This is a genomic window from Synechococcus sp. R3-13, from assembly GCF_047462195.1.
Classification (GTDB): domain Bacteria; phylum Cyanobacteriota; class Cyanobacteriia; order Thermostichales; family Thermostichaceae; genus Thermostichus.
This window is the reverse complement of the sequence record NZ_JANSIO010000040.1, coordinates 1-7,338: the sequence shown is the minus strand read 5'-3', so window position 1 is coordinate 7,338 and position 7,338 is coordinate 1. Positions and strand designations below refer to the sequence as shown.

The following is a 7,338-nucleotide window of genomic DNA, read 5'->3' as shown; positions in this document are numbered from 1 at the left end:
AATATCCAAGGAGGGGCGCTGGACTTTCCCCTGGTGAACGACTTTTTGCTCACCCTGCTGGATTCCAACTTTGTTACCAGCGCCGTCCTGAACAGCAGCTCCCGGGTGGACGGCACAGACCTAACCGAGCCCAGCGTCACCTACGGCATAACCGTAACCATCCGTACCCTGGGGGATCCCGACCCAGAATTTACCCGCGAGCTGGAGCAGCGGGGAGCGATAGGCTTGGTTGAAAAGATCCGCATTTTGCGTCGAGTGGAGGCGAACTGATGACTGGATCTGTTGAAGGTTTTCCCGACGAACAACTGGTGGTTCCCCCGGCAGGGCCGCCGGTACTGCTGGGCGTGGAGCTGACCCCCATTCGAATTGGTCTTTTAATCGGGATCGCAGGGCTAGGCGCGGCGGGGTTTCTGGCCTTCACCCAACTTCGCCCCTTGATCGAGGAGGTACAGGCTTTGGAAAGGGAGGTAGCCAACAAAACCACCCAGTTGCAGGACATAAAGAGCCAGATTGCCGGTTTGCAGGATGTGCCCAACCAGATCGAGAGAGCCCGCGTGGAGCGGGAACAGATCAGTGCCCTGCTCTCCACCCCCGAGAATGCCGCCACGCAACTGCTGGATCTCAACCGGCTGGTGCGAGGGCAGCCCAACAGCGAGCTGCGCAGCTTTAGCCCTTCTCCACTGACTCCAGCGTCTTCGGCCAATCCGGAAGTGCCCGGGATCATCGCTCCCGCCATCCAAGTGCAGACCACCCGTGTCGCTCTGCGTGGCCCCTATACGGAGCTGATCAATCTGATGGGAGATATAGAACGTCTGCGCACGCTGTTCCGGGTGAGCAACATCAGCTTAAATCCTGTTCAAGACACAGGGGAACTGGACGCTGCTTTTGATTTGATTGCCTACATCTACAACAAAGACGTTCCGTTGGGCACTGCTCCTCCACCTGAAGGGCAAACGGCACCTGGTCAGTAGCCCAGCCATGCCTTGACTCAGGGGGGGATCCTGCCAGTGCGGGATCCCCTCTGGTTTTCAGAAGACGGGAACAACCGCCGGTTCAGCACGGATAGTGTTGCCGAATCGAAGATCTGGGAAAAATTTCTTCCGAAACGGCTACAGGTAGTGGCAAAGTCCGAGATTTCGGCTTTGATTAGGGAAGCACGGGGTGAACGAGGCCAAAGGCACCCGTGGCGAGGTGAAGCAAGAATACGACTGGGTGAAGGAGTGAGGTGTGAGGATGATGAACCGTCGAGTTGCTTATGGGTGTGCGTTGGGCTTGATCCTGTCCCTGCCCCCATTGGCCTTAGAAAGCCGGGTCAATGAGGCAGCCGCTCAACAGTTGACCTCCGCAAACCCGCAACGCCTCAGCCGCATCACAGATATCCGCCTGGTGCCCAACGGCAACCGCATGCAGTTGGAGATCAACACCGAAGGGGGCGCTCGCCCACAGGTGTTCTTTACCCAGCAGGGACAATCTTGGATCGGGGACATCACCAATGCTCAATTGAGCGGAAGCCAGGGCCGCTATCGCCAAGAGTCTCCCCTGCCGGGGGTGCGCTTCATTGAGGCCCGGCAGTTGAGCAACGACAGCGTGCGGATAGAAATAGCCGGTGTGGCCGCAGCTCCCCAAGGCTTGCTGGCTCGGCGCAGCCCGACGCAGTTGGTCTTCGACTTTGAGGGCCTACCCTCTGCTCCACCGGCCCCCCTAGCGGCGGTTCCCCCTCAACCCTCGTCCAACCCAGTAGCGCCCGGCCAACCGGCGTCACTAAACCGACCTCAGCCCGTGGCTCCTGTTCCTCAGCCCGCAGCTCCTGCCCCTGCCTCCCAACCGGTCGCTCAAAACCCTGCCCCTCCGCAGACAACTCAAGCGGCTCCTCCTGCACCTGCTGTTCCTGCTCCGCCCGTGATTTCTCAGGTGCCTTCTGTAGGCCAGCTTAACCAACCTCAGCTGCCTTCGAGAGCTACTGATCCCAGTGCGTCTCCGTTTCAAGGTCGAGCAGTGGCTCCTCCGGCCGGAGATCTTGCTGTCGGCAATATTATTCCGGCTCCCCCTCCAGTTAACTTGGGTTCAAATGCCACAATTACCTTAACCCTCAAGGATGCCCCTGTGGGTGATGTGTTGAGTCTGCTGGTGCGTCGAGCTGGACTGAACGTAGTTCTCAATGACGTCCCTCCAGACCTGACGATTTCCTTAGATGTGGCTGATTCACCTCTACAAGAAACATTTAACTTTATTTTGCGCCTGAAGGAACTTCAAGCATCTCGTTCAGGGCAAACGGTTTTTATCGGCACTACACTCCCTGGAGTTGGCCAGCAGATTGTCAAAACCTATAGACTCAATCAACTGAGAATCGAAGAAACAGAGCAAACTTTTAACTTTAACGCTTCGGGAACTGCAGGGGGAGGAGGAACAGTTGAAATCAATGCTAGGCAACTAAGTATTACTCCGAGTGAAATCAGAAATAGAATCCAGGGAATCTTGGAAGCATCAAATATCCCTTTAGCTCAAGAGTCAGCCATTCAAGCAGATCCAAGAACAAATTCGCTAACTATTGTTGCCACACCTACCCAACATGATGTAATTGCAGCATATCTTGCGCAAATTGACTTGAGAAGTCGGCAGGTCTTAATTAGTGCTAGGTTTATTGAAATCAATCTCAATAACAACTCTAATCTGGGAGTTGCATTAGGCGGTGCTTCTGGCAACTTTGCTCTGGGGTCTGGAGATAACACTGTCTTCGGTGGAACTCCTCTTGACCAACCTGCAGGATCCTCAGTTCCTAATGTTGGTTCTTTTCCTGCTGCAGGGACTGGAGGCTCACTTGTGTTTAACACCTTGAATCGATTACAGCAATCTCTAGCAGCTCGTATAGATGCAGCCATTGCTTCAGGAACAGCTAAGATATTGGCCGATCCAAAAGTAGTAGTCGCGAATAACACTGGCGCAGCTATTGTGGTTGGCCAAGAAGTTATCACCAATAGGAGATTGCAAACAGATCCTGCGACTGGCACATCAACTGTCGTTTTTGAGAAAGGAAATGCGGGAGTCAATTTACTCATTCAGAATGTCAGGATCGATGATAACGGCTACATTACGCTGAACCTTCTTCCACAGATCTCATCTATTGGCAGTCAAATTACACTTTCTGATGGCACTGTTATTAGTTTGCTCAATCAGCGTTCTGTAGGAACATTGCAAACCAGACTTAAAGATCGAGAAACACTATTTCTTGGAGGATTGATACAAGAGGAAGATCGAGTATCTGTTGATAAAGTCCCACTTCTTTCTGAAATTCCTTTACTTGGCTCCCTCTTCCGCAGACAAAACACAACAAATACTAGAAGTGAGGTTGTCGTCTTGATTACTCCAGTTATATTGGAAGATTAAGGCGAAATACAGAATTTCATCGTTTTTGGCCATCCACTTTTATGAGATAAATTGTGCATCAATGCTGAGTTCGAACTCTCGCTATCGACCTTGGGTCAGGCTGGGATCCTTGCTGCTTAGCTTCGGGCTGGCTTTGATTTTGGCATGGGCAAGAGTAGGCTGGACACAAACCCATCGCATTTCTCTATCGGTACAAGGGCAGAGTTATTCACAACTAGTGGAACAATCGCGTCCTTTGGTTTGGCAAGCTTTGGCCCAACAATTTCAAGCTCAACCGCAGTCAGAGCAAATCACTTTGGAGGTATTGGGACAAGCTGGGGAACAACAAGTACCCCTATTCACAGTGCGAATGCCTCGTAGCGTTTGGCAGCAGGCCCCCTCTCCTGCCCAACTGGAACAATTCAGCACTTTTTATCCTAATACGTTGGCTCTTTTACAGCCGCGGGCACCGCTGCAGCAAGCCCAGTTAGAATTTACTGCTCCTCCTCCAACTGGAATTGCATTGGTCTCCAGCAATCCTTCCAATGGCCAAAGAGGGATCCCAATTGACCAAAATATCCATCTGCGTTTTGATCGACAGCTTCCAGCCGGAATAACAGGTCTAGCCTTCGGGATCCAACCCCCTGTGGAGGTGGCCTTTGACATTCAAGGAAACGAGCTGATCTTTCAGCCTTTACAGCTACTCAGCTACAGCACAGATTACAGAATACTCTTGCCTGCAGCCAAAGAGCTGGATTTACAAAAGCCCATAGAATTGACTTTCCGCACCGAGCCTCAGTACAGTTACCAGCGAGATATTAAGCCCTTGCTAGAAGCCAGTTGTGTAGGTTGTCATCAGCAGGCCGGTCGGATGCGGCGCAGCCCTTTAGATAGTTATGCTGCGGTGATGCGTTATGTAACGCCGGGATCGGAAAATAGCGAGTTGCTCAAACCGCGTTGGTTAGCTCGTCATGCTGTCATCCAGCGAGCTGCAGGGATCCGTTTGAATGGGGGGGGGAGTGGATGCCCTGAGTTTGTTGTCGCAGGGCAGGGAAGGAGCTGAACCTACGCCCAGGGTTCCTGTGAGTGATCCCCAGGGAGAGTCTCCCGGATCTTTTATCGGACGCAGTGGATCCCCAGAATTGGCCTATATTCGTCGCAACGGCACCGGCATGGATCGCCTAGGTCACTTGAGCGCTGATGAAATTCAAATCCTGCGTACCTGGATTATTCAGGATCAAGCGGCTGAGGCCCATAAGAGTTAGCCTGATGGGCTGGAGAGTCTTTACCAACAAAGATCCCTTGCTCGTTTGTTTACTTTAAGATTAGGAACCTACGAGATCAATTTGATGACAACCCCCACAGAGGATCGGCTAGACCGGATTGAGCGTGTTGTAGAAGTTTTGGTGAACCAGCAGAGGGAAGTGCTGGGGCGCGTCGATGGGTTGTCTCACCGGGTGGATAGCTTGACCGAGCAGGTGGATAACCTCACGGATCGAGTAGACAACCTGACTAACCGAGTAGATAGCCTGACCGACAGGGTGGATAACCTCTCCCAAAGTGTCAGCAAACTTTCCGCCGATGTCGATAAGTTGGGCTTCAAGTTCGACACTGCTCAATCGGTTGGGGAGCGGCTAGAGCGGCTGGCAACCAGCTTGATCGCAGGAGCCACGATTAGCATCATTGCCGGGGTTATCCTTGTGCTGCTCAGAGAGGGATCCCGTTAATTCTTTCCCGCCCCCTCGATGGAAAAAAATAGGGATCCCAGCCAATGGGATCCCTGGTTATCCTTCCTCTAGTGTTTCAGTCCTCAACACACCTTCCCTATGAGATGCTCTGATTCTAAGAGCCGACCCGTGAAAAAGTCGTGAAACTGACAGATGAGGTGGAAGGTTAAGCCTTGCTCAGGTGGTCAGGGATCCTGTTCGGGCAACAAGCGCCAATTCCACCTGATTTTCTTGGGGCTGCCCCAGTTGCACCTCCACATCTCGGCCAAAGAAGCCTTGCATTTTTTTCTGGTAGCTTTCCTGCCATTGTTGGAAGGGAACCTTGGGGGAATCGAACAGAAGCACCAAGGTATACCGGCCATCTCGCAGCTCTTCTCTGTACCCTCTCACCTTGGGCAGATCTGCTTCCAGAGGGCCGCGCAGACCCAGAAACTCCAGGGCATCTTCCAGGTGGGCATTAGCCCCGTAGCTATATTTGGTGATATCGGCGCGGACTTGCTTTTGAATTTCCGTGGCCTGCTGGGCGCGGGCTTGGATCACCTCGAGAGAAGGGGCGGCCAGGGCAGGTACCGGCTTGAGTTCCACTACCTTCATGGTTATCCCTCCCAACAGCAAGGGGATCCCGGCAAACAGGCCGATGAGATTGAGGGTGGGATCGTTGTAGTGGGCAAAGCCCCAAGCCGTGGCGGCAGCCCCGGCCAACAAAACGAGGGTACTGACGGGGAAGGGCAATTTCTCGAACATCGCAGGCAAGATTGCAGAAGAAGAAGAAAGGCCACCTGAAAACCCAGGCTAGCAGGAAAAGCGCCAGCGGTGGACTTAGCCTCCATTGGGATGGATAATCACAAAATGCCCACCTGGTGTGTTGAGGAGTGGTCTGTGGTTCTGTCCAATCTGTCCAAAACCTCTCGTTGCTTGCGCTCGCTGGATCGCAAAGCCCAGGAGCGAGCACCTCTATTTGAGGCCATCCGCCACTATTGCAGCTTGGATAAGGCTCCTTTTCACACGCCAGGCCACAAACAGGGACGTGGGATCCCTGCCGACTTGCGGACCTTTTTGGGAGAGAACGTCTTCCGGGCAGATCTGACCGAGCTGCCAGAGGTGGACAACCTCCACGACCCCGATGGCGTGATCCGGGAGGCCCAGGAGCTGGCGGCAGCAGCATATGGAGCGGATCGCAGTTGGTTTTTGGTCAACGGTTCCACCTGTGGCGTGGAAACACTGGTGATGGCCGTGTGCGATCCAGGCGACAAGATCTTGTTGCAGCGCAACTGCCACAAGTCCGCCATTGCCGGGGTGATCCTCTCTGGGGCGGTGCCGGCCTATATCGAGCCGGATTTTGACCCGGAGCTGGGCATTGCCCACGGGATTACCCCAGCCGGTTTGGAGGGGGCCTTGGCGGAGCATCCCGATGCCAAAGGCGTTTTGGTAGTCAGCCCCACCTACTACGGGGTCTGCTGCGACCTGGAATCTCTGGCAGCCATCGCCCATGCCCATGGCCTACCGCTATTGGTGGACGAGGCCCACGGGCCCCATTTTGGGTTTCATCCGCAATTGCCCATCTCGGCCTTGGAAGCCGGAGCCGATCTGGTGGTGCAGTCCACCCACAAGGTGATCTCCGGCATGACGCAAGCCTCGCTGCTCCACCTGCAGGGATCCCGTATCGACCCCAACCGGGTGCGCAACATTCTGCAACTGCTGCAATCGACCAGTCCCAGCTATGTGCTGATGATGTCGCTGGATGTGGCACGGCGGCAGATGGCCTTAGAAGGGGAAGCCCTGCTGGGCCAAGCCTTGGCTTTGGCAGATCAAGCCCGCGCCCGTCTCAACCGCATCCCCGGCTTGCGCTGTTTTGGCCCAGAGCGTATCGGCTCCACCCCTGGTTTTTTCGATTTCGACCGCACCCGTCTCACGGTAACGGTGACAGAGCTGGGGTTGTTCGGCTTCGACGCTCACGACTGGGTTAACGATCACTTCCACGTGCAGCCGGAGATGTCCACTCTGCACAACGTGGTCTTTATCGTTAGCATCGGCAACACCCAGCGAGATATCGACCGGCTGGTGGAAAGTTTCGCCGCCCTGTCGCAACATTTTCAGGGATCCCGCCCATCCAGAGCGGCAATGGAAAAAATGCAGCGGCTGGCACAACTGCCCCGTCCTTGCTTGCCACCACAACGGCTATCACCCCGGGAGGCTTTTTTTGCTCCCATTCAGCGGGTGCCTTTCCAAGAAGCAGTGGGCCATATCT

8 protein-coding genes and 1 pseudogene are annotated in these 7,338 nt (G+C 54.3%); 7 read left to right on the top strand and 2 right to left on the bottom strand.

The genetic code is table 11. The features are described 5' to 3' along the window. Together NW856_RS01335 and NW856_RS01330 are read left to right on the top strand one after the other, a co-directional pair. Nucleotides 1–270 (top strand): annotated as a pseudogene (locus NW856_RS01335) (pilus assembly protein PilN); the annotation flags it as partial. Beyond that, nucleotides 270–971: a hypothetical protein gene (locus NW856_RS01330; protein WP_414398710.1), complete on the top strand. Its 702-nt coding sequence runs from the start codon at nt 270–272 to the stop codon at nt 969–971. The pseudogene NW856_RS01335 and the gene NW856_RS01330, both read left to right, overlap by 1 nt. Nucleotides 972–1,299: 328 nt before the next feature. Here NW856_RS01330 and NW856_RS01325 read toward each other — a convergent pair whose 3' ends face one another. After that, nucleotides 1,300–1,530 carry a hypothetical protein gene (locus NW856_RS01325; protein ID WP_414343508.1) on the bottom strand — a complete coding sequence of 77 codons (231 nt, stop codon included), beginning with the start codon at nt 1,528–1,530 and terminating at the stop codon, nt 1,300–1,302. Here NW856_RS01325 and NW856_RS01320 point away from each other — a divergent pair. The 4 genes from NW856_RS01320 to NW856_RS01305 all read left to right on the top strand — a co-directional run bounded on the left by NW856_RS01320 (nt 1,417) and on the right by NW856_RS01305 (nt 5,090). Beyond that, a complete protein-coding gene (locus NW856_RS01320) occupies nt 1,417–3,384 on the top strand; it encodes an AMIN domain-containing protein (protein ID WP_414398711.1) in 1,968 nt (655 codons plus the stop codon). The two genes, NW856_RS01325 and NW856_RS01320, sit on opposite strands and share 114 nt — an antisense overlap. Before the next feature lie 349 nt (nt 3,385–3,733). Then, nucleotides 3,734–4,426, top strand: a complete 693-nt coding sequence (locus NW856_RS01315; RefSeq protein WP_414398709.1) for an Ig-like domain-containing protein — start codon at nt 3,734–3,736, stop codon at nt 4,424–4,426. A 19-nt stretch (nt 4,427–4,445) separates the two neighbouring features. After that, entirely contained in the window at nt 4,446–4,628 is a 183-nt protein-coding gene (locus NW856_RS01310; protein ID WP_414398707.1) for a hypothetical protein, read from the top strand. A gap of 84 nt (nt 4,629–4,712) precedes the next feature. After that, on the top strand, nt 4,713–5,090 hold the full coding sequence (locus tag NW856_RS01305) for a hypothetical protein (protein WP_414329093.1): 378 nt from the start codon (nt 4,713–4,715) through the stop codon (nt 5,088–5,090). A gap of 177 nt (nt 5,091–5,267) precedes the next feature. Here the strand turns inward: NW856_RS01305 and NW856_RS01300 are convergent, their stop codons facing one another. Further along, nucleotides 5,268–5,834, bottom strand: coding sequence for a DUF2854 domain-containing protein (locus NW856_RS01300; RefSeq protein WP_414398705.1), 567 nt, complete (start codon nt 5,832–5,834; stop codon nt 5,268–5,270). Between the two features lie 90 nt (nt 5,835–5,924). On the opposite strand from NW856_RS01300, the gene NW856_RS01295 reads away from it, so the two are divergent. Beyond that, a partial coding sequence (locus tag NW856_RS01295; protein WP_414398703.1) for an aminotransferase class I/II-fold pyridoxal phosphate-dependent enzyme occupies nt 5,925–7,338 on the top strand: 1,414 nt, incomplete at its 3' end.